This is a genomic window from Marinifaba aquimaris, from assembly GCF_013328345.1.
Taxonomy (GTDB): Bacteria; Pseudomonadota; Gammaproteobacteria; order Enterobacterales; family Alteromonadaceae; genus Marinifaba; species Marinifaba aquimaris.
Genome location: NZ_JABULX010000023.1, coordinates 1 through 22,675 on the forward strand (window position 1 = coordinate 1; position 22,675 = coordinate 22,675).

19 protein-coding genes and 2 tRNA genes are annotated in these 22,675 nt (G+C 40.0%); 12 read left to right on the top strand and 9 right to left on the bottom strand.

Annotated elements, in window-relative coordinates; genetic code table 11:
* Window positions 1-77: 77 nt before the first annotated feature.
* The gene (locus tag HR060_RS13765) at window positions 78-800 is read right to left on the bottom strand and encodes a substrate-binding periplasmic protein (RefSeq protein ID WP_174200876.1); all 723 of its coding nucleotides are present in this window, start codon (window positions 798-800) and stop codon (window positions 78-80) included.
* A gap of 207 nt (window positions 801-1,007) precedes the next feature.
* Here HR060_RS13765 and HR060_RS13770 point away from each other — a divergent pair.
* Window positions 1,008-1,083 (top strand) — tRNA-Gly (locus HR060_RS13770).
* A gap of 6 nt (window positions 1,084-1,089) precedes the next feature.
* Here HR060_RS13770 and HR060_RS13775 read toward each other — a convergent pair.
* A complete protein-coding gene (locus tag HR060_RS13775; RefSeq protein WP_174200877.1) occupies window positions 1,090-1,989 on the bottom strand; it encodes a DMT family transporter in 900 nt (299 codons plus the stop codon).
* A 451-nt stretch (window positions 1,990-2,440) separates the two neighbouring features.
* On the opposite strand from HR060_RS13775, the gene HR060_RS13780 reads away from it, so the two are divergent.
* The 9 genes from HR060_RS13780 (at window position 2,441) to rpsO (ending at window position 12,517) form a co-directional block, all read left to right on the top strand.
* Window positions 2,441-4,855, top strand: a complete 2,415-nt coding sequence (locus HR060_RS13780) for a PilZ domain-containing protein (RefSeq protein WP_174200878.1) — start codon at window positions 2,441-2,443, stop codon at window positions 4,853-4,855.
* A gap of 50 nt (window positions 4,856-4,905) precedes the next feature.
* Window positions 4,906-5,739: a hypothetical protein gene (locus HR060_RS13785; protein WP_174200879.1), complete on the top strand. Its 834-nt coding sequence runs from the start codon at window positions 4,906-4,908 to the stop codon at window positions 5,737-5,739.
* A gap of 179 nt (window positions 5,740-5,918) precedes the next feature.
* A tRNA-Met gene (locus HR060_RS13790) sits at window positions 5,919-5,995 on the top strand.
* Window positions 5,996-6,078: 83 nt separating this feature from the next.
* Window positions 6,079-6,534 (top strand): ribosome maturation factor RimP, encoded by a 456-nt coding sequence (gene rimP, locus HR060_RS13795; RefSeq protein ID WP_174200880.1) that lies wholly within the window; start codon window positions 6,079-6,081, stop codon window positions 6,532-6,534.
* A gap of 25 nt (window positions 6,535-6,559) precedes the next feature.
* The gene (nusA, locus tag HR060_RS13800) at window positions 6,560-8,062 is read left to right on the top strand and encodes a transcription termination factor NusA (RefSeq protein WP_174200881.1); all 1,503 of its coding nucleotides are present in this window, start codon (window positions 6,560-6,562) and stop codon (window positions 8,060-8,062) included.
* 22 nt (window positions 8,063-8,084) lie between these two features.
* Window positions 8,085-10,742: a translation initiation factor IF-2 gene (infB, locus tag HR060_RS13805; RefSeq protein ID WP_174200882.1), complete on the top strand. Its 2,658-nt coding sequence runs from the start codon at window positions 8,085-8,087 to the stop codon at window positions 10,740-10,742.
* 74 nt (window positions 10,743-10,816) lie between these two features.
* A complete protein-coding gene (gene rbfA / locus HR060_RS13810; RefSeq protein WP_174200883.1) occupies window positions 10,817-11,233 on the top strand; it encodes a 30S ribosome-binding factor RbfA in 417 nt (138 codons plus the stop codon).
* Entirely contained in the window at window positions 11,233-12,141 is a 909-nt protein-coding gene (gene truB / locus HR060_RS13815; protein WP_174200937.1) for a tRNA pseudouridine(55) synthase TruB, read from the top strand. Before rbfA ends, truB begins: the two co-directional genes overlap by 1 nt.
* Before the next feature lie 106 nt (window positions 12,142-12,247).
* The gene (gene rpsO / locus HR060_RS13820; protein ID WP_174200884.1) at window positions 12,248-12,517 is read left to right on the top strand and encodes a 30S ribosomal protein S15; all 270 of its coding nucleotides are present in this window, start codon (window positions 12,248-12,250) and stop codon (window positions 12,515-12,517) included.
* A gap of 82 nt (window positions 12,518-12,599) precedes the next feature.
* Here the strand turns inward: rpsO and HR060_RS13825 are convergent, their stop codons facing one another.
* From HR060_RS13825 to HR060_RS13835, 3 genes are read right to left on the bottom strand one after another with little or no spacing between them, the layout of a single operon-like run.
* Window positions 12,600-14,201 carry a tetratricopeptide repeat protein gene (locus HR060_RS13825; protein WP_174200885.1) on the bottom strand — a complete coding sequence of 534 codons (1,602 nt, stop codon included), beginning with the start codon at window positions 14,199-14,201 and terminating at the stop codon, window positions 12,600-12,602.
* An 11-nt stretch (window positions 14,202-14,212) separates the two neighbouring features.
* On the bottom strand, window positions 14,213-14,809 hold the full coding sequence (yfbR, locus tag HR060_RS13830; protein ID WP_174200886.1) for a 5'-deoxynucleotidase: 597 nt from the start codon (window positions 14,807-14,809) through the stop codon (window positions 14,213-14,215).
* Between the two features lie 12 nt (window positions 14,810-14,821).
* Complete coding sequence (locus HR060_RS13835) at window positions 14,822-16,036, bottom strand: aminotransferase class I/II-fold pyridoxal phosphate-dependent enzyme (RefSeq protein ID WP_174200887.1); 1,215 nt, start codon at window positions 16,034-16,036, stop codon at window positions 14,822-14,824.
* 237 nt (window positions 16,037-16,273) lie between these two features.
* Here HR060_RS13835 and HR060_RS13840 point away from each other — a divergent pair, with 237 nt between their 5' ends.
* Both HR060_RS13840 and HR060_RS13845 read left to right on the top strand, forming a co-directional pair.
* Window positions 16,274-16,792 (top strand): YrzE family protein, encoded by a 519-nt coding sequence (locus HR060_RS13840; RefSeq protein WP_174200888.1) that lies wholly within the window; start codon window positions 16,274-16,276, stop codon window positions 16,790-16,792.
* Window positions 16,793-16,829: 37 nt separating this feature from the next.
* Complete coding sequence (locus HR060_RS13845) at window positions 16,830-17,621, top strand: DUF2189 domain-containing protein (protein WP_174200889.1); 792 nt, start codon at window positions 16,830-16,832, stop codon at window positions 17,619-17,621.
* A 72-nt stretch (window positions 17,622-17,693) separates the two neighbouring features.
* Here HR060_RS13845 and yfaE read toward each other — a convergent pair whose 3' ends face one another.
* The 4 genes from yfaE to HR060_RS13865 all read right to left on the bottom strand — a co-directional run bounded on the left by yfaE (window position 17,694) and on the right by HR060_RS13865 (window position 22,671).
* Window positions 17,694-17,963, bottom strand: a complete 270-nt coding sequence (yfaE, locus tag HR060_RS13850) for a class I ribonucleotide reductase maintenance protein YfaE (RefSeq protein WP_174200890.1) — start codon at window positions 17,961-17,963, stop codon at window positions 17,694-17,696.
* Window positions 17,964-18,057: 94 nt separating this feature from the next.
* Complete coding sequence (gene nrdB, locus HR060_RS13855) at window positions 18,058-19,188, bottom strand: class Ia ribonucleoside-diphosphate reductase subunit beta (protein ID WP_174200891.1); 1,131 nt, start codon at window positions 19,186-19,188, stop codon at window positions 18,058-18,060.
* A gap of 77 nt (window positions 19,189-19,265) precedes the next feature.
* Complete coding sequence (gene nrdA, locus HR060_RS13860; RefSeq protein WP_174200892.1) at window positions 19,266-21,545, bottom strand: class 1a ribonucleoside-diphosphate reductase subunit alpha; 2,280 nt, start codon at window positions 21,543-21,545, stop codon at window positions 19,266-19,268.
* Window positions 21,546-21,972: 427 nt separating this feature from the next.
* Window positions 21,973-22,671, bottom strand: a complete 699-nt coding sequence (locus HR060_RS13865; protein ID WP_174200893.1) for an HAD family hydrolase — start codon at window positions 22,669-22,671, stop codon at window positions 21,973-21,975.
* Window positions 22,672-22,675: the final 4 nt, after the last annotated feature.

Consider the following 22,675-nt stretch of genomic DNA (forward strand, 5'->3'; position numbering starts at 1 on the left):
TGGAATTGGTAGACACAAGGGATTTAAAATCCCTCGCTGGTAACAGCGTGACGGTTCAAGTCCGTCCCCGGGCACCATTACTTCGCAGCTAAATCTCTAATTGCTTTATTTATCCTTATCATCAAATCATTTTGATCTGCTATTTTCTTTTTTGCTAGATAAATTCCAAAAGGCTTTTCTTGTGATACTGTTTCTTTAAAGGCAGACATTGGAACATTTAGCTTTTTCGCACTTTGTTTAAAAACATATTCTGCTACTAATACACTATCTATCCTATCGTGAATCAGTAACTCGGTCAGAGACTCAATTGTCGATGCGCCGATAATATTGCGATAGCCTTGTTTAATTAGCCATTTGTGGGTATTGGCATTAAGGTATGAACCTACATTTCCTCTTTGCTTGAAGCTTTCACTGGCAAAATCATATGAATAAACTTTTCGATTGAACCAGCTCCATTTGTTGATCATTACCGGTGATGAGAATACGGCTATCTTATCTCTTTCACTATTTTGTGAGGCGAGGAAAAAGCCATCGGACAAGCCATTTTTCACATTGTGTACGGCCCGGCCATAATTAGCAGTAAATTGGATTTCATGCTTGATCTTGGCGTGGTTTAATATCGCCGAGACCTTTTCAAATGCGATGCCTTTCAATTGTCCGCCCTCTGAGTAACTGTAAGGAGGAAAGTCTGGCATTTCTAACCGCAGTATCTTGGTCTCTTTATTTAGAGCTAGCGTTTTAGGTGAGTAGGACAGTAAGGCTAAAAATAGCAGCAAAATACTAACGCTTAATTTTAGCATTACCGTTTCCTTGTTGAGTCAGAGCAATAGGTTAAATTAATCAGTACTCTAGATTTTTAGTGGCTGTTTAAAATATATCCTGAAAATCATGGTTTTGCATGATTATTAGTCACTTGAACAAAAAAATGAATTTAATGCTTGCTTTTCTTTCTCAGCTAAATAGAATGCGCAGCGTCTTCAGCAAACAACCTGTTTGTAAAAAGATGAGCGGCTGTAGCTCAGTTGGTAGAGCACGACCTTGCCAAGGTCGGGGTCACGAGTTCGAGCCTCGTTAGCCGCTCCAATTTTCTTATTCCACCTCACTTTTCAAGTATTTAGACTTTCCTAGCTTTTCACCAAATAAATACAAAGCTAACCCTAATATTATTGTTATTGCACCATTTATAAAGCTTGGGCTGACCTGCTCATTGTTAAGGCTGATCCCTAACGCGATGGCAATAACAGGGGTAATAAGCGTTATCAAAGCCACTGTACTGGTTTTTAGTTTCTGCAAAGTATAGAAGTAAGCTACAAACCCAAGTAATGAGCCAAAGACACCAAGATAAACAATTGCCGATATAGAGCGCTCCGTCCACTGACTAGGCTCAAAGTTACCATCGGTTAAATACCAAGTCATCGCATACAATGGTGTTGAAATAACCAGTGTGCCAATTGTTGATGCCAATGGGTTGATATCTATTTTTACACTCTTGACTAAAACTGCACTCAGACTAAAGCATATCACCGAGAGCAATATAAGTACGATACCTATTACGCTGTTGTGTTTAAGTGCTATGTTATCGATACAGACAATAAATAGACCGCATAACGCCATCCCTAAGGCCGCCTTTTTAATGTTCCCCATTTTGGGCTCAGCGATGATGTGTTGGGCAAAAAGACCTGAAATAATCGGTGATAAACCAAAAATTAAAGACATTAAGCCTGATGAAATATACTGGCCTGACAAATAGCTAAACATCATGCCCAGATAAATGCCAAGGCTAGAATAAAAATAGAGTTTTAATGCTGCCTTTGAAAAAGGTAATTTGATTCGCCATAACGCAATTAAACCTAAACCGATAACAAGCGCGATGGACATTCGAATGAATACCGCAAGCTGAGGGCTCATTGACTCGGCGCTCCATACAATACCTAATGGGGTGGTTGACCATATGAGTATTACGGTTAAATACGCTGCTGGCACTGACATTTTATTGCTCCTTTTATGTTATGGCAGCTTAGGTAAACCGCAAAAAGAAGCTTTGAAGGAAAGAAATTGAATCTTAACCGCAAAGCTGATTTTTGCGGTTAAGATAAGACGTTTTAATTTATTTTGACTTACCTAATCGCACACAGCAAAACGTGACCTTGGCCATAATTAGCCACAGTCGCATTACCGGTTTATTTGTGCGTTTGGAGATAGTCATTTGTGATTGAAATGTATTTATTAAAACGAACTTCATCATGCGCTTGCGTGTTTATTTTGTCAACGGCGTTTGAGCGATATTTCGCAAGCTGCGATTAAACGTCATTTTCTAGCGTTGAATGGTATAAATTAAATTAATTGAGAGTGATTCTCGATACACGTTGCCAAATATAAAAGCTTCAATTAACCTGTTTATGCAGTCTTTAGCTTTTCAGAACGATGATGGCAACGCGGTATGGAACAACTTTCAGAGCCACTTAACGATTTATTAAGTGAACTCAAGCCTCTAATAAACACTTCTTTTTTTAATGATTCTTTCAGCGACTTAACCGCTGAGCTCTCTACTTCGGACCGATTTTTGTTAAAGATGGAGTTGTCTAGGCTAGCTAAACCTTGTTTAAGGCCGCTTGATTTAAGACATTTAAGTGACCAATGTCAGCTATATCAGTATCAGAATACTGCTCATTATTTAACATTTGAAGCGAAGGCACTATTTGACGAGTTGGTCCTTAGGCACGGTGAGCAATATTTGGTTGTTGTTTATGAAACCTTGCTACAAACGTTCAAGCAAAAGCCTAAACCCGCTTCATTTGAGTATAAACAGCAGCAAAGTGAAGTAGAAAGAACTTTGCAAGAGCCCATTGTTTTTGGCCAAAGAATCAATCGAAATGAAGAGCGTATGCACTATGTTACGCATGTGGTGTTGAGCTTTTCTGGCCAAGAATATCTAGCTAAAACAAAAGATATTTCACCCTCTGGTATTCGGGTAAAGCTTCCCGATGATGTGCTACTGCCGATAGGCGAATTAATTTCGGTTTATTTTCAATCATTAGACAAGCAATACCAACAGAACTTCTCATTTAAACAAAATTACAAGGTTTGCTGGCAAAGAGAGGAAGATACTGAAAAGCAATCCGGGTTGTTGTTAGTAGACAAGCCGAAACACAGCGAAGCTTTTGTCGAGTTTATGGCTAAATATGTGCACAGTTATCGCCGTAAATATAAATTAGACACATGTAATACACTTGATGCTGCAAGAAATAAGTTATTTGAACACGCTTACTTTCATACTACACCCAGTATTCCTGTATTTTTATCGTATAGCGGAACCCAAGTTAATACTGAATATATTTGTCAGCAAAAAAGCAATGAAGGATTAATTCAATATTGGTCTGATGAGAGGCATGTAAATCAGCTGAACAGTGTTTTTACCTTTGAGCGTATCTACCCATTAATGCAAAAAGTAGGGGAGGTTAAAAGTACATTTTTGTATTCCTTCACCTATACGCAAAAAGGCAAAGTACATTTCTTTGCTGCTACGCTAGATGAGTTGGTTAATAAAAACTTGGCTGCCTTATTCTTCAATTTTGGCGCCACTAAAGTGAGCTGGCGAGTTTACAAATTACAGTGCCATTTGCTCGATGCAAAAGCAGCTTGGTCTCCTTTAGCGATTCCAAGTTCTGCAAGCAGTGAGTTTCAGCAACTCAATAAGCCACTGTCGGCTAAGTTATCCAAACATCTAAATAAGTTAAACATTTTAGCTATGCTGACTGATGTTACTTATGAACCAGCAAAATTAACCTACCAGGCTTATAAACCCGATCCTTCGCTGAGTGTAAATCAGCTCACTCAATTTGAGCTTATCAAGCAGGTTGAGTCAGATATCAAAGTGGTTAATTATCAATATTTAGGGCAGAGAAAAGAGGCAAGGTATAAATTACAAACTAGTGTAGTTGTTCTATCAGACAGGCAAGCAATAAAAGGCTTGGTACAGAATTTTTCAGTCAGTGGTTTACAAGTTACTTTGGAAAAGCCACTGAATTTAGCAGTGGGGGATGTGGTTGAAATCGACTTACCTGATTTACAACTAACAACAACGGAACACGTACTTAAAAAGCTTCCATATCAGCTTGTTAGTATGAATACGAATGAGCAAGTTTATCGCTTTAGGGCTAATGCAAATAAACACGCTGGCAAGCAGTTTTTTAGTAAGCTTGTGCAACGAAAAGAGATCGAAAACCAGGGCGGTTCAGGGCGCACTATTGGTTTAGAACAGGCGTTGCAGAACCTATTTGTACACACCACAGCGCAAACGTCTGCTTTTATCTCACGTGTGACGAATGATACTAATCGAGCTTGGTTGGTTCAATCGGCCAAACCGACACGATTAAATGCGCTTTTGTCTAAGCTCACATCTGCACAAGCAAAGGCACTCAGTAAGGCCATTGCTAGTCGATTTAATGACAGTCAGTTTATCGCCAAGCACGGTGAACAGGATGAGTTAGTTATTACTTACGATTTAAAGACCAGGGAATTAGCTGTAAATACTTGGCTTGAACAAGTGGGCTCAGAAAATGCGAGAAACACTTTTTTGAACGATTTACTAAAGCATGCTTTAGTTTGGGTGCTTCAAATGGATGTTGAGGCGGTAAATGCACCGGATTACAAAGTTGTTGAATTAGAGCTAAGTTATCTAGCTACCTATCAAGCTGCAGCAAAACCTCGATTACAAAATATGATTGAGTCGGTAAAAAGCTGTGCGTTTATCACTGATATTTCAGCGGAAACTTTTACTCGCTATGGGATGAAGCAAAAAGAAGTTGATGCGATGTTGCTAAAGCAAAACCAATATCTTTTTGATGCTTTTTAAAAACTCCTTTATAGTTTGCGTTGCTTTGAATCAGTTTAGGGAAAGCCATTTTGTTCGACACGTCTGAAAAAAAATTAACCATTTATTTCGATAAGAACAAATGCCCATCGCTACTCGCTTTAACGGATGATTTTTGGCTTGAGATGTGTAAACGAGCGGGAGCAGAAATCCTCAACAAAATTGAAAATAAATACTGCCGAGCTTATGTGCTATCTGAATCGAGCCTATTTGTTTGGGCCGATCGTATTTTGTTAATTACCTGTGGTAATACTCAAGTTGCCAATGCGGCTAAGTATTTATTGGAGGTCTTACAAAAATGCGCATTCTGTGACGGTGATGTTGCGCTTGCAGTTAATAAGCTAACGATGCACTTACCAAACTCACATCTAGATGAATATGAAAACTGGCAAGCGTGGTTCAGCGTAAAAGGTTTACCCTTATCTGCAGAAATCACAACCCTTGGCACAACTTATCAGCACATCAAAGAAACAGACTATTTGAATTTATTCAATAGCCGAAATCATTATCATTTTTCAGCTTTACCTTTGAATATTGTTAATGATTTTCGTCAGTTTACGGCAAAGCAGCAGATTGCTTTTTTGCGGTTAGATCAGGTTTTAGCAGACTTTACTGTGCAGTATCATGCTTTTGAGCCCTGGGGGTTTTCACTTAATGCCCTTAAAAAAGATTCATTTATTTGTCTTCATATTTCACCTGAATACACTAATAGCTTAATCACAATTGAATCTAACTTGGACTTGTCCACTTATGTAAATAAATGGCATGACTTGTTATCACCTAAAGTAACCAATGTCGTCAAATACGGAGCAAAAGCTGATAGCTACACAGTGCTGCGAACAGCCCTTGTTGAAGAAACAGCATAATTTAGTGTTAAGTTTTATTTTTACAGTGACATTGGTTAATAAACTCGTTAGAATACGCGCCATCTTTTATTGGTAATGATCAAGTTTTTAATGTTTGATCTACACTTACCAACGCCTTTTAAAGGCTTTTTATTTGAATTAGGTAAGGACGTAATTCCTTTCTATAATTCAAATACTGACGCGGGGTGGAGCAGTCTGGTAGCTCGTCGGGCTCATAACCCGAAGGCCGTCGGTTCAAATCCGGCCCCCGCAACCACATTATCGAATTTGTATTGGAAGCCTCGATAAGCGTATCGGGGCTTTTTTATTTTTTAGCGTTCAATTTTAGGAGAGCTTAACTTGGCCAAGCTTGAAGTCACTCTAGAATCATTAATTGCACCAGCTGTTGAAATGGTTGGTTTTGAGTTATGGGGTATCGAATTCATTCGCGCAGGTAAGCATTCAACATTGAGCGTGTATATCGATAGCCCTGATGGTGTAACGGTTGATGGCTGTGCTGAAGTCAGTCACCACATTAGCGCCATTATGGATGTAGAAGATCCAATCTCAAGTGAATATACGCTTGAGGTTTCATCGCCAGGTATGGATCGTCGCTTGTTTAAACTAGCGCAATACGAACTATACATGGGTGGGGTGATAAATATTAAAACACGATTACCAGTAGATGGTCGTCGTAAATTTAAAGGTGTCTTAGAAGGGGTTGAAGGTGACAACATCGTTGTTAGCTTAGACAACAGTGAGTTTGTTATCCCTTTTAAGAATATTGATAAAGCTCAAATTGTACCTCAGTTTTAACGGGTAAGGGAAAGCGAGGCTTAGCATGAATAAAGAAATACTCTTAGTAGCAGAAGCTGTATCTAATGAAAAAGCCGTTCCTCGTGAAAAAATCTTTGAAGCATTAGAAATTGCGATTGCAACAGCGACAAAGAAAAAATACGAAGGCGACATTGAAGTTAGAGTTAGTATTGATCGCAAAACTGGTGATTTTGACACTTTCCGTCGTTGGTTAGTGGTTGAAGATTCAGACACTGGTTTAGAAAACCCATTTAGCGAAATTGGTTTCGAAGCCGCTAAATACGACGACCCTGAAGTTGAACTGGGTGGTTATATCGAAGACCAAATCGAATCAATTGAGTTTGACCGTATTACGACGCAAACTGCTAAGCAAGTTATCGTACAAAAGGTACGTGAAGCAGAGCGCGCACAAATTGTTGATGAATACCGAGATCGTGTAGGCGAGTTATTAACGGGTGTCGTTAAAAAGTCTACACGTGATAGCGTTATCTTAGATTTAGGTAATAACGCAGAAGCAATCATTCATCGCGAAGAACTTTTACCGCGTGAGACATTCCGTCCAGGTGATCGCGTTCGTGGTTTATTATACGACATTAAGCCTGAAGCACGTGGCGCTCAATTATTTATGAGCCGTACACGTCCAGAAATGTTGATCGAATTATTCCGTATTGAAGTACCAGAAATTGGCGAAGAAATGCTAGAAATTCGCTCAGCAGCACGTGATCCAGGTTCTCGTGCCAAGATCTCTGTAAAAACAAATGACAAGCGTTTAGACCCAGTTGGTGCGTGTGTTGGTATGCGTGGTTCACGTGTACAAGCGGTATCAGGTGAGTTAGACGGTGAGCGTATCGATATTGTTTTATTCGACGATAATCCAGCTCAATACGTAATCAATGCAATGTCTCCTGCTGAAGTGGCATCTATTGTTGTTGACGAAGACAAGAAAACAATGGATATCGCTGTAGAAGCAGACAACTTAGCACAAGCTATCGGTCGTTCTGGTCAAAATATTCGCCTTGCTAGCCAATTAACAGGCTGGGAGTTGAATGTGATGACTGTTGATGACTTAAATGCTAAGCATCAAGAAGAAAACGACAAAGTGATGACATTATTCACTGATAAGTTAGATATTGATGAAGACTTTGCAGAAGTATTAATTGATGAAGGCTTCTCAACTTTAGAAGAAGTTGCATATGTTCCAGTAGCTGAACTACTGGAAATCGACGGCTTTGACGAAGACTTAGTTGAAGAATTAAGAAATCGTGCAAAAGCTGCATTAACGACAATGGCACTTGCCAACGAAGAGTCGTTAGAAAACTCAGAACCAGCTGAAGACCTATTAGGCCTAGAAGGCTTAGAGCGCCATTTAGCTTTTGTTTTAGCGAGCAAAGGCATCTGCACTTTAGAAGATTTAGCTGAACAAGGTATCGATGATTTAGCAGATATTGAAGAGCTTGATGAGCAAGCTGCTGGCGACTTAATTATGAAAGCGCGTAACATCTGCTGGTTCGGCGGTGAAGAAGAATAATAGACTTTCGGAGGAAAACTGAATGTCAGACGTTTCAATTGAAAAACTAGCCGCTGATGTTGGCACTAGCCCAGATAAACTAGTCCAGCAATTTGCAGAGGCGGGTATTAGCAAGCAAGTAGGTGAATCAGTCACTGAAGATGAGAAGCAAACCTTACTCGATCACCTTGCTAAACAGCACGGTAGCGAAGCTGCTGAGCCAAGTAAAATGACTTTAAAGCGCAAAACAAAAAGTACGTTAAGCGTTGGTAAGAGCAAGTCTGTTCAAGTTGAAGTTCGCAAAAAGCGCACTTACGTGAAAGCTTCTGCAGTTGAAGAACAGCGTCAAAAGGAAGAAGAAGCGCGTTTAGCGAAAGAAGCGGAAGAGGCTGCAGCACGTCAAGCTGAAGAAGAAGAGGCAAGACGTCTAGCGGCTGAAAAAGCTCAACAAGAAGCTGAAGAAAAAGCTAAGAAAGATGCTGAAGCGAAAGCAAAGCGCGAAGCTGAAGAGAAAGCTAAACAGGAAGCACAAGATAATATGTCACCTGCTGAAAAAGCTGAAATCGAAAAAGCAGAGCAAGAAGCGTTAGAAATTAAACGTGGTCAAGAAGCAGAAGCTGAACGCAAAGCAAACGAAGAAGCGACTAAACTTGCTGAAGAAGCGAAGCGTCTTGCTGAAGAAAATGCTGATCGTTGGAAGCAAGAAGAAGCTGAGCGTAAAGCAAAAGAAGCTGCAGAAGTTCACTTACACACTAATAAGTATGCGCAAGAAGCAGAAGATGAAGAAGATGAGCGTGAAGAGCGCCGTTCTCGTCGCAGTGGTAAGAAGAAAAAGAAAAAAGACGACGATGCTCCTCAGCACCGTGGTAAAGGCAAAGCGGGCAAAAAAGGTCCATTAAGCAAGCCTAAGAACATGCAGCACGGCTTCCAAAAGCCTGTAGAAGCAACTAAGCAAGAAGTTAAAATTGGTGAAACAATTTCTGTTGCTGATTTAGCGAATAAGCTTGCGATTAAAGCGAATGAAATCATTAAGTTCATGTTCAAAATGGGCGAAATGGTAACGATTAACCAAATTCTAGATCAAGATACGGCTATCTTAATCGTTGAAGAATTAGGTCACAAAGCGATTGCAGTTAACGAAAATGCGCTTGAGGATGAAGTATTAAATGACCGTGGTGAGCAGGGTGAGAAAACTGATCGTGCTCCGGTAGTTACTATCATGGGTCACGTTGACCATGGTAAGACTTCATTACTCGATTACATCCGTTCAACAAAAGTTGCATCTGGTGAAGCGGGTGGTATCACACAGCACATTGGTGCATACCATGTTGATACTGACCACGGCATGCTAACTTTCCTAGATACACCGGGCCACGCGGCGTTTACTGCTATGCGTTCTCGTGGTGCGAAAGCGACAGATATTGTTGTATTGGTTGTAGCTGCTGATGATGGTGTAATGCCACAAACTAAAGAAGCTGTTCAGCACGCGCGTGCCGCAGAAGTACCTTTAGTTGTTGCTGTTAACAAGATTGATAAAGAAGAGTCAGACCCAGATCGCGTTAAAAATGAGTTATCTCAATTTGACGTTATCCCTGAAGATTGGGGCGGTGACGTTCAGTTCTGTCACGTTTCAGCTAAGACAGGTGAAGGTGTTCCAGAATTATTAGAAGCCATTTCATTACAGTCTGAAATGCTTGACTTAAAAGCAGTACCTACGGGTATGGCTGCAGGTATCGTAATTGAATCACGCCTTGATAAAGGTCGTGGTCCAGTTGCTTCAATCTTAGTTCAAGAAGGTGAGTTGAAGCAGGGCGATATCGTTCTTTGTGGTTTAGAGTACGGTCGTGTTCGTGCTATGCGTGACGAAGACGGTAAAGAAATTAAAGTTGCTGGTCCTTCAATTCCGGTTGAAATCCTTGGCCTTTCTGGCGTACCACAAGCAGGTGACGAGGCGACTGTAGTAAAAGATGAGCGTAAAGCTCGTGAAGTATCTTTAGCGCGTCAAGGCAAGTTACGTGAAGTTAAATTAGCGCGTCAGCAAAAAGCTAAACTTGAAAACATGTTTGCCAATATCGGCGACGGTGAAGTTCAAGAACTTAACATTGTACTTAAATCAGATGTACAAGGTTCATTAGAAGCGATTTCTGATTCACTAATGAAACTATCTACTGATGAAGTTAAAGTAAAAATTGTTGGTAGCGGTGTTGGTGGTATCACTGAAACTGATGCAACATTAGCTGCTGCCTCTAATGCAATCATTTTAGGCTTCAACGTTCGTGCTGATGCAAGTGCGCGTAAAGTTATCGATGCTGAGTCATTAGAGCTTCGCTACTACAGCGTTATCTATGCATTAATTGATGAAGTTAAATCAGCAATGAGCGGCATGTTAGCACCAGAGTTTAAACAAGAAATCATGGGCTTAGCAGAAGTTCGTGATGTGTTTAAATCACCTAAGATTGGTGCTATCGCAGGTTGTATGGTTACTGAAGGTTCAATTAAACGCAGCAACCCAATTCGCGTATTACGTGACAACGTAGTTATTTACGAAGGTGAGCTTGAATCACTTCGTCGTTTCAAAGACGATGTACAAGACGTTCGTAATGGCATGGAATGTGGTATCGGTGTTAAGAACTACAATGACGTACGCGTAGGCGATATGATCGAAGTTTATGAAATTGTTGAAGTTAAACGTGAGCTATAATCACGAGTAACTTACTCAACTTGATAAAAGGGGCGTATGCCCCTTTTTTGTCTTAAATATTAAGAGTTTTTATAGTGAAAAGAGAATTTTCCCGTACCGAACGTGTTGCACAGCAAGTGCAAAAAGAAGTAGCGGTGATTTTACAACGCGAGATCAAAGATCCTCGTATTGGCATGGTGACGGTTTCTGAAGTTGAAGTGACCAAAGATTTAGCGTACGCCAAAGTGTTTGTTTCTTCTTTTGAATCAGACAAAACTAAACAAAACGAATTGTTAAAAGCACTTAATGAAGCGGCGCCTTACATTCGTTCACTGTTAGCTAAAATAATGAAAATGCGCACCGTACCTGCTATTCGTTTCCATTTGGACACCAGTTTAATTGAAGGTATTCGCATGTCTCGATTAGTGGATGAAGCCCGTAATCAAGACAAAACGAAAGCACAGGATGCCGGTCGTGATGTCGATGCTGATGATACGGCTGAGGATGCCTAATCTTGGCTAAGAAAATTTATCGTGATTTAAATGCTGTCTTTTTGCTTGATAAAGCTGACGGCGCTTCATCAAATCAAGTGCTACAAAAAGTAAGACATTGCTTTGAAGCAAAAAAAGCAGGTCACACGGGAGCATTAGATCCGATTGCTACTGGCATGCTACCTATATGCTTTGGTGAGGCAACAAAGTTTAGTCAATTTCTACTCGACTCTGATAAAGAGTACGAAGTGACCGCTTTGCTAGGTCAAAGAACAACGACGAGTGATCGCGAAGGAGAGGTCGTTGAAACACGTGATGTGCAAGTAACGAATGAACAAATCTTCACTGCAATTGAATCTTTCTTAGGCGAACAACAACAAACACCTTCTGTTTATTCTGCCCTGAAATACCAAGGGAAACCTTTGTATTGGTATGCAAGACAAGGTATTGATGTTCCAAGGCCAACGCGTACTATCACATTTTATGAAATTGAAGTACAAGCAATTGAATTGCCTAAACTCAAATTGAGAGTTCGCTGCTCTAAAGGCACATATATCCGAACCTTAGTCGATGATTTAGGTGAAGTATTGGGCTGTGGCGCGCATGTAACAGAGTTAAGGCGTACCCAAGTTGCGAATTACCCTTATGCAAAAATGATGTCATTTGAAGCATTAGAAACCATTGCCGAGCAAGGGCTTGACGCGATTGATGGATTACTTTTACCTGTGGATTCTGCGTTACAAGATTTACCCACGCTTGAATTGACTGAGGAGCAAGCTGCTCGATTAAAGCAAGGACAACGATTCTATGCCCCAGAAGGTACTGAACCGTCACTGTACCGAGCTTATCAAAGCGAACAGTTTGTCGGTTTGGTTGAAGTGAATGAAAAAGGGTTAATCCAACCTAAGCGATTAGTGAAGACTAATTAATAACTTGCGGTATTTTTTAATTACTTTAGAATATGCGCTCTTTTGAAGCTGGCTGAATTAGTGATCGGCAGCTTTGTTTTACTTCCTTTTTATTTTGGAGAAGATTATGTCACTAAGTACTCAAGAAAAAGCAGCTATCGTTGCTGAATATGCGACTAAAGAAGGCGACACTGGTTCACCAGAAGTACAAGTTGCTTTATTAACGCACAACATCAACAAGTTGCAAGGTCACTTTGGCGACCATAAAAAAGATCACCACTCACGTCGTGGTTTGATCCGTATGGTTAACCAACGTCGTAGTCTTTTAGACTACTTAAAGCGTAAAAACGCTGACCGTTACCAAGATTTAATCGCTCGTTTAGGTTTACGTCGTTAATCCTTAATCGAATTGATTATTTCACTAAAAAAGCGCCTTTCGGCGCTTTTTTAGTTTCTGGTTATGCTCATTTAGTGGGTTATCAATTCACATCGTAGATGGGGTGTTGCTTAAACCAGGCATTAACTCTATTTTTTAGAATATCATTTTGTGCTTGTTGGGCGACTGCTTTGGCTTCTACTGCCTTTTCATTTGCTAGCGATGTTTTATCTTGTGCTAATAGTACATCGGCCTGAGCCAGTAAGATCCAGACTTTATTGGATGGTGTTTGATTGGTATCGGCAATCTGATGGGCTTGCGCAAAGTAGTGAGAAGCTTGCTCATATTGGTGTTGAGCAGCGGCTACCTTTGCTAATTCAATTAAAGCCGTTGTTTGGCCATATGAGCCCCTAAATGCTTTATGGTGCTCTAATGCTGATTTTAACAAGGGTACAGCTTGTAAGTATTTACCTTGAATACGCTTTACCTTACCTAGCTCTTCATGCGTATAGGCTATAAAAAGCTTATCTTGATAAAGCGTTGCTAATTGCATTCCGGTGTTTAGATATTGCTCTGCTGTTTGCAGCCTGTTAGCTCGGTCATCTGGATTATCATAATTAATGATGAGGTAGCCGACCATTAAATAACCTCTTAGCTCTTCGCGCTTATCACCCGCAACTTGTGCTGCTTGGATGTTTTCTTCTAATAATTCTAAGCTTTTTGCTAAATCGCCTGAATTGGCATAACTTGCTGCTAAATAACGACGGGCACTGAGTAATGTTGGGCTGGCATTTAACGCGGCTGTAAAATATGTGATGGCCTGCTGGTATTCTCGCTTTAAATAAAATTCGATGCCGTTGGCAAACGCTTCATTACTAAAATCACTTTGGTAATTGATACTCGATGGGGCGAAATTACCATAGCGCTGTGCAATATGAGCGATGAGTTTATCAAATGCTAGATAGGGCGTTTTAGCAAACTCAACGCCACGCTCCACATTATGTGCTGAAAACATCGTATAGTGAATTTGGAAGTCTTGTGGAAAGCCAGCTAACCGAGTTTGAATAATAATATCAGCACCCAGCTTTTTTCTGAGTTGATAAACTTGCTGCTCGATTGACTGACTATCAAAGTCACGTGTCCGCGCCATAGCGAATACCAAGTCATCGCTGTTAAGCACATTGAGCTGGCTTTGCTCTTCTAGGCGGTGACTTAAATAGTCCATACCTTTTAACGGGACCCACTCGTGAAGAGCATCTTGCATTTCATTCTTGACTGGTAAAAAGGCAATACTTATCTGGTTATTTTGTTCTTGATCAATCTGTTGCTGCCAAAACCAAGCAAGAGCCAAGAATGCGAGTAGGATAGCACCAGCTATTATTGTATATATTGAATGCTGTTTGTTGCGGTTACTTGTTTCCAGTGTTTGGACCCATTGATAACCTTTTTTGGGATAGGTTTTGATGACATCAGAACCCAAGATATCTCTGATCTCTTTAATAGATTGCACCAGTACTTGTTCTTGTACAACTACATCAGGCCATATTTGGGCAAGTAATTCACTTTTATCGACTATGCAATCTTGGCGCTCAATCAGCGCTTTAAGCACAAGTAACGTTTTAGCTCTTAATTGGTGGGTTTGGCCTAGATGGAAAATTTGACCATTTTTGAGGTTAATTTTGCTGTTATCAAAATAATACTTCATGAAATCTATTTTTAGCTTTGTACACTTATTTCATCCAAGCTAAGTTTGAAGCTTTCAACAAAAGTTTCTCTAAACAGCTTTACCTCTTCGAGAGGAAGGCTGTCTAGCTCTTCATTGAGCTTTTCACTAGCCCGTTTGAATTCGTGGTTACCTGCTGATAATTCTTCAAGTGTTTTTAAATAAGCACTTAATATATCAGCTGCTTTGACGATTTGGTATTGAGAGGCGTCATGGTCAATTGAGCAAACTAGAGGTTGATAGTACTTTTTTAACCGTTCTGGCAGCATGTCGACCAGTTTTTGCTCGGCAATGACTTCTATTTTTTTATACTCTTTTGCGATGTTAGGATTGAAGTACTTTACCGGGCTAGGTAAATCGCCGGTAAGTACTTCAGAAGCATCATGATATAAGGCTAGGGTGCTGATAGCATTGGCATCGTACTCTTTTTCAAAGTACTCGTTGCCAATTAGAGCCAGTGCGTGAGCTATCATCGCTACTTGTAGACTGTGCTCTTGTACGTTTTCAGTCTGGATATTACGCATCAATGGCCAACGATTGATCAATTTAAGTCTCGCCATATGGGCAAAGAAGTGACTGTGTCCGGCCATTGATAAACTTCCTTATTGTGAGTAACTGTGTAAGAAACGCTCTAGTTTGTTAAAGGCATCATCTAAGACCTCGACATGAGGTAAGGTAACTATCCTAAAGTGGTCTGGTGTTGGCCAGTTAAAGCCAGTACCGTGAACCATTAAGATTTTCTCTTGGCGGAGGAAGTCGATGATCATGCGCTGATCATCTTTGATATTAAACTTCTTCTGATCGAGTTTAGGGAACACATACATGGCGCCTTTTGGTTTAACACAACTTAAACCTTCTATTGAATTAATTCGCTCATAGGCAAATAAGCTTTGCTCATACAAACGACCGCCAGGAATAATCAATTCGTTGATACTTTGGTAGCCGCCCAATGCAGTTTGAATGGCATGCTGGCAAGGGACGTTTGCGCAAAGGCGCATAGATGCAAGCATGGTGAGCCCTTCGATGAAGTCTTTGGCGCGATGGGTTGCACCACTGAGCATCATCCAGCCCGCTCTAAAGCCTGCAATTCTATAGTTTTTAGATAAACCACCGAACGTAACAAGGAATAAATCATCTGCTAAGCTCGCTGTTGGTATATGCTGGACATCACCATAGAGCACTTTGTCATAGATTTCATCGCTAAATACAATAAGGTTGTACTTTCTGGCGAGTTCAAGAATATCTTCGAGTACTTCTTTAGGGTAAACAGAGCCTGTCGGGTTATTTGGATTAATAAGCACCAAAGCTTTAGTTTTGTCTGTGATACGCGCTTCCATATCCTTTATATCAGGATACCAATCGGCTTGTTCATCACAGATGTAATGCACGGGTTTACCACCGGATAATGCAACTGCAGCTGTCCATAAAGGATAATCTGGAGCAGGGATGAGCACTTCGTCATCAGTATTTAGTAGTGCTTGCATTGCCATTACAATCAGCTCCGATACGCCGTTGCCAATGTAAATATTTTCGATATCTACATTTAGAATGCCTTTCTGTTGGTAATATTGCATAACCGCAACTCGGGCTGAGTATATACCTTTAGAATCACAATAACCCTGTGATTGAGGTAAGTTGCGGATCACATCTTTAAGGATGTCATCTGGGGCATCAAATCCAAACGGGGCTGGGTTTCCGATATTAAGTTTTAAGATCTTATGACCTTCTTCCTCAAGACGCTTGGCTTCTTTTGCTACGGGACCTCTGATCTCATAACAAACATGCCTTAACTTATCGGATTGCTTAATTTCTGTCACTGTTTATGCTCCCGTAAACCCCAATTGACGCTTATTTAATTGATTATTTTTATAATTTTTATAGACAAGCCAAAGTAGCGTAACTGCCGCTTTATGTGAAGTAAAAATGCCAAAAATAGGGAAAAATTGTTTACCTCTTTTTACCAGCACAAGCTGAAAATTTTAATTGTATTAAAAGTGAACGATTTTTTTCTCTGGGCGTATGTAATTATTAGTTGGATAACGTCGAGGTTCAATATGTTACAGGTTCAATATCTAATCGATGACATGAAAGAAATTGTCGAAATTGATGAAGATCTAGAGTTTATTGGCATAAAGCACAACCATATTCATTTTATGAGTCAAAACGATGCCGAAGTGGAATCTAATCATCTGCACGCAGCCAACTTATTCGAACAAAGTAATGTGATACATGCAGGAAAATTGGGTTTGGTATCCGGCATTTCAATCGGCGTACTCAGCTCCATATTCTTGTTTTTTTACCAGCCATTTGGCTGGCGTCCTGAATTCTATAACTTTGTTTTAGTTACTCTTTTATTAAGTGGTTTCACAACATGGCTAGGAGGTTTAATTGGTATAAGTCAAAAAAACTACAAAATTGAAAAATTTCAACAATACTTAAATACAGGCAAGGCCTTAATGATGGTGTACTTACGTCCTGCCGATATGCAGAAAGTGCTGTTAATGATGTCAAAGAAACATCCTAACGCGCAGTACCTCGCCACAAATTCTGCCTTGGATATTCGTTTGGCCTAACAGGCTAGTTGATGATCTGAAAATTGAAGGTGTTGCTATGTCACATGCAATGAGAAAGGAAGAAAATGCTTTACACGACAATGAAATGGGTCGTGTCATACCGTGTAATGAATTAGATTGGGGAGACCCAGTAAAGTGGCTCAGGTTAGGATTGCTCGATATGACAAGAGCACCCCTGATAACCATGTTTTACGGCATATTTTTTACACTTATACCACTAACCATAACATATTTTGTTTCTCTAACGGACAACCATTTAGTGATAGCGCCTGCTATGGTTTGTTTCATGGTTGTCGGTCCGTTTTTAGCGGCTGGGCTCTACGATGTTAGCTGGGAATTTAAGAAAGGTCATACGCCATCTTTGTGGCACAGCATAAAAGCCATACACCGAAATACTGTTAATGAAATTGCATTTGCAATCTTACTACTCGTAGTGATGATCTTCTGGCTCAGAGTAGCTTCACTCATCCATGCGTTGTACCCACCATACGTAGGGGATGACTTAACCGAGCTTATGCCATTTTTAATCGTTGGCAGTGTGGTAGGCGGAGTACTTGCGTGTGTCGTCTTTCTTATAAGTGCGTTTACTCAACCTATCCTCGTTGAAAGAAAGGTAGATCTAATGACTGCTGTTTTAAGTAGCATTAACGCAGTTTGGTCAAACAAAGGTGTAATGTTACTTTGGGCCAGCATAATTGTTACATGTGTGGTAATTGGTTTTGCCACTGCATTTTTAGCCTTCATAGTGTTAATGCCATTGCTCGGCTTTGCAAGCTGGCATGCATACATGGATGCTATTGCTACTAAGCGTGAACGCAAAGGAATTTAAATTTTAAACTAAAAACAGAATAGCGGCTCATAGGCCGCTTTTTTTATTATCTAACTGACTATTTTATTTATATTAGTCTGTGTCTTTTTCAGCTTCAATTTTAATATCTGTGCAAGGTTTACTACAGCAAGGTAAGAAATCGCCCCGTCTAACAAAAGCTAGCGGCTCTTTTTCATAGTTAATATCACCTGACTTAAGAGGCGTACGACATGCACCACAAAATCCGTCTCTGCAATGAAAATGAACTTTCAAAGATTGTTGCTCCATGTAATCGAGTAGGGTGTCACAGCCTGACGATTCAAACTCGCTTTTTAGAACGGTGTATTCAATCTTATCTGTCATGAAGGTGGTGAGTATTTGGGTTTTAGCTTTATAATAATAAAAAAGGCCAGTGAAGATAACTGGCCTATTACAGTCTAACTCGTATGTAAATTACTTACAGTTCGAAGTCATCAAAATCGTCAGCACTCAATTCGCTATCAATTTGACCTACTAAGTAAGAGCTAATTTCAGCTTCTTGTGGTGCAACTTGAACATTATCACTTACTAACCAAGCATTAATCCAAGGGATTGGGTTTTGTGCAGTATCAAATTGAGCAGGTAAACCAATTGATTCCATACGAACATTAGTAATATATTCTACGTACTGGCATAGAATATCTTTATTGAGACCAATCATTGAGCCATCTTTGAATAGGTACTCTGCCCACTCTTTTTCTTGCTCTGCTGCATGTTTGAAAAGCTCGATTGCATCTTGTCTGCATTCTTCTGCAATTTCAGCCATTTCTGGATCGTCTTCACCCGAAGCCATAATATTGAGCATATGCTGTGTACCGGTGAGGTGAAGTGCCTCATCACGAGCAATGAGCTTAATGATTTTTGCGTTACCTTCCATTAACTCACGCTCAGCAAACGCGAAGCTACAAGCAAAACTGACGTAGAAACGAATTGCTTCAAGCACGTTTACAGCCATTAGGCATAAATAGGTAAGCTTTTTGATTTCTCTAACACTTACTGTTAATTGCTTACCTTCAATATCATGCGTGCCTTCACCATGTAGATGATGTGCCTGAGTCATCTCAATCAGTTTATCGTAGTAGATTGAAATATCCTTAGCGCGATTTAAGATGTGTTCATTGACCACGATATCATCAAAAATGACGGAAGGGTCAGTAACAATGTTACGTATAATGTGTGTGTATGAGCGGCTGTGAATAGTTTCACTAAATGCCCAAGTTTCAATCCAAGTCTCTAATTCAGGTAACGACACTAATGGCAGTAGAGCGACATTCGGGGAACGACCTTGGATACTATCCAGTAGTGTTTGATACTTTAAATTACTCGTGAAAATGTGTTTCTCATGCGCCGACAACTTCTGGTAATCAAGTCTATCTTTACTAACATCTACTTCTTCTGGGCGCCAAAAGAAACTTAACTGCTTTTCAATTAAACGCTCAAAAATAGGGTATTTCTGCTTATCATAACGGGCTACATTTACTAAGTTGCCGAAAAACATAGGTTCGTTTAGATAGTCAGTATTATTTTGGTTAAAGGTTGTGTAACTCATACTTATAAACTTGATCAGGCTAGAAATTAAAAGGGCGCAAGTCCGATAACTTGCACCGCAAATTGAGTTGTAAAAAACTAGATTTTACACGCACCACCGGCGCAATCTTGGTCTTCTTTTTGGATGTCTTTTTGGGCATCTTCTGCACCGTCTCGCGTATTGTGGTAATAAAGTGTTTTTACACCCAGTTTATACGCGTACAGAAGATCAGCGATCAACTGTTTCATCGGAACTTTATTATTTTCGAATTTTGTTGGATCGTAGTTAGTATTTGCAGAAATCGTTTGGTCGACAAACTTTTGCATAATACCTACTAGGCCTAGGTAGCCTTTATTATTTGGGATGTTCCACAGTAACTCGTAATTAAAGCGAAGTTTGTCATATTCTGGAACAACCTGCTTTAAAATACCGTCTTTACTCGCTTTAATACTAATAAATCCTCGAGGTGGCTCAATACCGTTTGTCGCATTTGAAATTTGCGATGACGTTTCTGATGGCATTAATGCTGATAGTGTTGAGTTACGCAAGCCATGAGTCTTGATTGAGTCACGTAATGTTTCCCAGTCTAAGTGTAATGGTTCATCACAGATTGCATCGATATCTTTTTTGTAAGTATCGATTGGTAAAATACCTTCAGCATAGGTTGTTTCGTTAAACTTAGGACAAGCACCCCGCTCAATAGCTAATTCATTTGATGCTTTTAGTAAGTAATATTGAATGGCTTCAAACGTTTTATGCGTCAGTGCATTTGCTGAACCATCTGAATAACGAACCCCATTTTTTGCCAAGTAGTAGGCAAAGTTAATAACACCAACGCCAAGTGTACGGCGATTTAAGCTAGAGTTTTGTGCTGCAGCGATTGGGTAGTCTTGGTAAGACAATAAGCTATCTAATGCTCGGACTGCTAATTCAGCTAAGTCTTCTAACTCATCTAAGTTTTTAATCGCACCGAGGTTAAATGCCGATAAAGTACAAAGTGCAATTTCGCCTTCTTCATCGTTGATATCATTCAGTGGCTTAGTCGGTAGGGCAATTTCTAAACATAAGTTGCTTTGACGAACTGGTGCGACTTTTGAATCAAACGGGCTATGAGTATTACAGTGGTCAACGTTTTGAAGATAAACACGGCCTGTAGATGCGCGTTCTTGAGCAAATAGGCTAAATAACTCAAGTGCTTTAATGCGCTTCTTGCGAATTGATTCATCTTGTTCGTATTGCACATAAAGGCGCTCAAATTCGGCTTGATCTTCGAAGAATGCATCGTATAAGCCCTCAACATCAGAAGGGCTGAATAAAGTAATGTAGTCGTCCTTAATTAAACGTTGGTACATTAACTTGTTAAATTGTACACCGTAGTCCAAATGGCGAACTCGGTTTTCTTCAACACCGCGGTTGTTCTTCAATACAAGCAGCGATTCAACTTCTAAATGCCAAATTGGGTAGAATAGCGTAGCTGCACCACCGCGAACACCACCTTGAGAACAGCTTTTAACGGCTGTTTGGAAGTGCTTGTAAAATGGGATACAACCTGTGTGATAAGCTTCACCACTTCTAATTGGGCTACCCTCAGCTCGGATACGGCCCGCGTTTACACCAATACCGGCACGTTGTGAAACGTATTTAACGATTGAGCTCGATGTAGCATTGATTGAATCTAAGCTATCACCACACTCGATTAATACACACGAACTAAATTGACGTGTTGGAGTACGAACACCCGCCATAATTGGAGTGGGTAAAGATATTTTGAATTGTGAAGTGGCATCATAAAAGCGCTTCACATAGTCCATACGTGTTTGGGCTGGGTAATTTGCGTATAAACAAGCAGCAACCAAAACGTATAAAAACTGCGGGCTTTCAAAAATTTCACCTGATACGCGGTTTTGTACCAGGTATTTACCTTCAAGTTGCTTTACAGCTGCATAAGAGAAATTTAAATCACGTGAATGATCGATAAAGTCATTCATTTCATCAAATTCAGCTTCAGTGTAATCGGCTAGTAGGTGCTCATCATAGCGTTTGTCTGCAACGAGTCTTTTGATGTGATCATAAAGTCTAGGCGGCTCGAACTGACCATAGGCTTTTTTGCGCAAATGGAATATTGATAAACGAGCTGCAAGGTATTGGTAATCAGGTGTGTCTTCTGAGATTAAGTCAGCAGCAGATTTAATAATAGTTTCATGAATGGTTTCAGTTTTTATGCCATCAAAAAACTGGATCTGTGACTTCATTTCTACTTGAGAAACGGACACATTGTCTAAGTCTTTTGCTGCCCATTCGATAACTTGGTGAAGTTTATCTAGATTTAATAGCTCTTTTTGTCCATTTCGTTTTTCAACGAAAAGCTGATTACCCATGATAGCGCCTATAAAGTATCTTTAACGTCATTTATTAATTTTGTTCGGTCAGCCCTCTGATTTTTGAGGTACTTAAAGGTAGATGAGATAGACTGAATACAATTCAGTCAGCCTTTGAGTTAAATGGGGCTGAAATTTCAAACACCACAAGATATTGGGGTTTGAAAATTTATCACCACAAGATAGTGAGGTTTTAGTCGCAAAGCAACCCCATGGTCCGGTCGAAAAATCAGCATCCTGTTAATGAAATTTTAAATGTTAGTAGACACTCACTTTAAGGCGTTCATTTTTAACTTTTTTTTGCCAATGCAAACTGAAATGAAAAAAAACATTTTTTATTAAATGATATTGGGATAATTTTATCGTGAAAAAGTATAAGAAAATAATTGCAAAAAAGGCGAGTTGAGTAACTCGCCTAGAATATAAACTAAAGTGAAATATTGAGATGTTTTAGCAGCGAATTTGGTTCAATTAATTGCCAGTCTGCTCGCCATTGTTCAATTGGTAACTCATCTCTTGTGTAGCCCCAATTTGCAGTGAATGTAGTCATATTGGCAGCATTGCCCGCAGCAATATCACGCTCAGCATCGCCAACATACCAACAATTTTCAGGGTTAACTGACATGAGTTCAGCTGCGTGCAATAACGGAGCTGGGTGAGGCTTCCTTTGAGCAAGCGTATCGCCTGATATTATCACTTTGCACGCTGCAAACTCCGGAAAGTCAACAATCAAGGCATCAGTTAAATAGCCAGGTTTATTCGTCACTATACCCCATGGAATTTGATGCTGGTCCAAACCTTTAATGAGATCGTGGATTTGCTCAAATAGCACTGTCGCTTGATTTAGGTTTGCCTGATAATGATCTAAAAAAGCTTGTTTTAAAGATTGGACTTGGTGTTCATCGAAATCGTTAAATTGTCCACCAAAGCCCAATTTAAGCAAGCCAATCGACCCGTGAGATGCCGTATCTCTGTAATCTTCATATTTGAGTTCGGGTAGTGCATTTTTTGCTAAGATTGCGTTAAGTGCATTTCCTAAGTCTCTCGCTGTGTCGAGTAAGGTTCCATCTAGATCGAACAGTACCGCTTCAGGTCGAGCCAGTTTTACAAAGTCCTGTTGCAACATGTTA